The following is a 1,378-nucleotide window of genomic DNA, read 5'->3' as shown; positions in this document are numbered from 1 at the left end:
CAAAAACAAATGCCCCGACTTGTCGGGGCATTTGTTGGGTTGGCCTTCAGTGCATTTTCACACAGTCTGCTCAGCCGGTTTTTTTATGTCACTCAACAGCACTTCGGTCCGGCTTTACTGCCGTAACGGGCCTCTTGGCGCTCGCGAAAGAACGCTTCGTAGTCCATCACCGGTTTGTCCGGGTGTTTGGTCTGCATATGCTCGACGTAGTTGTCGTAGTCGGGCATGCCGACCATCAGGCGTGCGGCCTGACCGAGGTATTTACCGAGGCGACTCAGGTCATTGAACATGATCAGGCATCYGGCAGCGCGTGGAATGGCGCTTCCTTATCCGTACGCTCCTTGGTGCCCCAGGCGGCAATACCGACCTTGAGCGCAAAGAACAGGATGCTGAACACCACGAACAGGAACAGCGCGGTCAGCGTTGCGTTGGTGTAGGCGTTGAAGATCACGTGCTGCATCTGGTCGATACTCTTGGCCGGGGCCAGCACCTGACCGTTGGCCAGGGCATCGCTGTACTTCTTCGCCAGGGCGAGGAAGCCGATCGCCGGGTTGGCATCGAACAGCTTGATGAAGCCCGCTGTCGTGGTGCAGATCAGCAACCATACCGCCGGCAGCAAGGTGACCCAGACATAACGCTGGCGCTTCATCTTGATCAGCACCACGGTGCCGAGCATCAGCGCGATACCGGCCAGCATCTGGTTGGAGATGCCGAACAGCGGCCACAAGGTGTTGATGCCACCCAATGGATCGATCACACCCTGATACAGCAGATAACCCCACATGGCCACGCAACCGGCGGTAGCGATCAGGTTGGCAGTCCAGGACTCGGTACGGCGCAGGGCCGGCACGAAGGAGCCGAGCAAGTCCTGGAGCATGAAACGCCCGGCACGGGTACCGGCGTCGACTGCGGTCAGGATGAACAATGCTTCAAACAGGATCGCGAAGTGGTACCAGAACGCCATGGTGTTCTCGCCCGGCAACACGTGGTGCAGGATCTGCGCGATCCCCACCGCCAGGGTCGGCGCACCGCCGGCACGGGCCAGGATGGTGGTTTCACCGATGTCATGGGCCACGGCTTGCAGGGCTTCCGGAGTAATGGCAAAACCCCAGCTGCTGACGGTTTGCGCRACGGCAACTGCATCAGCGCCAACCACCGCGGCCGGGCTGTTCATGGCGAAATACACGCCCGGATCGATCACCGAAGCCGCGACCATGGCCATGATGGCCACGAACGATTCCATCAGCATTCCGCCATAACCGATGTAGCGGGCATGACCTTCACTGGCGAGCAGCTTCGGCGTGGTCCCGGAAGCGATCAGCGCGTGGAAACCCGACACCGCGCCACAGGCGATGGTGATGAACAGGAACGGGAACAG

General features: G+C 60.2%; 2 protein-coding genes. Both read right to left on the bottom strand.

The genetic code is table 11. The features are described from left to right. Positions 1–92: 92 nt before the first annotated feature. Positions 93–290, bottom strand: coding sequence for a YbdD/YjiX family protein (locus tag AC1DVH_RS31125; RefSeq protein ID WP_007976534.1), 198 nt, complete (start codon positions 288–290; stop codon positions 93–95). Positions 291–292: 2 nt separating this feature from the next. Further along, the coding region (locus AC1DVH_RS31120) for a carbon starvation CstA family protein (protein ID WP_477757020.1) at positions 293–1,378 on the bottom strand (1,086 nt) is incomplete at its 5' end.

This window comes from Pseudomonas sp. P4_C3 (assembly GCF_056402075.1).
The sequence above is the reverse complement of the archived record's forward strand: the minus strand, read 5'-3'. Positions and strand labels throughout refer to the sequence as shown.

Coding starts and splice junctions, on each gene's coding strand:
- AC1DVH_RS31125 (WP_007976534.1), bottom strand. CDS start 290: ATGTTCAATGACCTGAGTCGCCTCGGTAAATACCTCGGTCAGGCCGCA.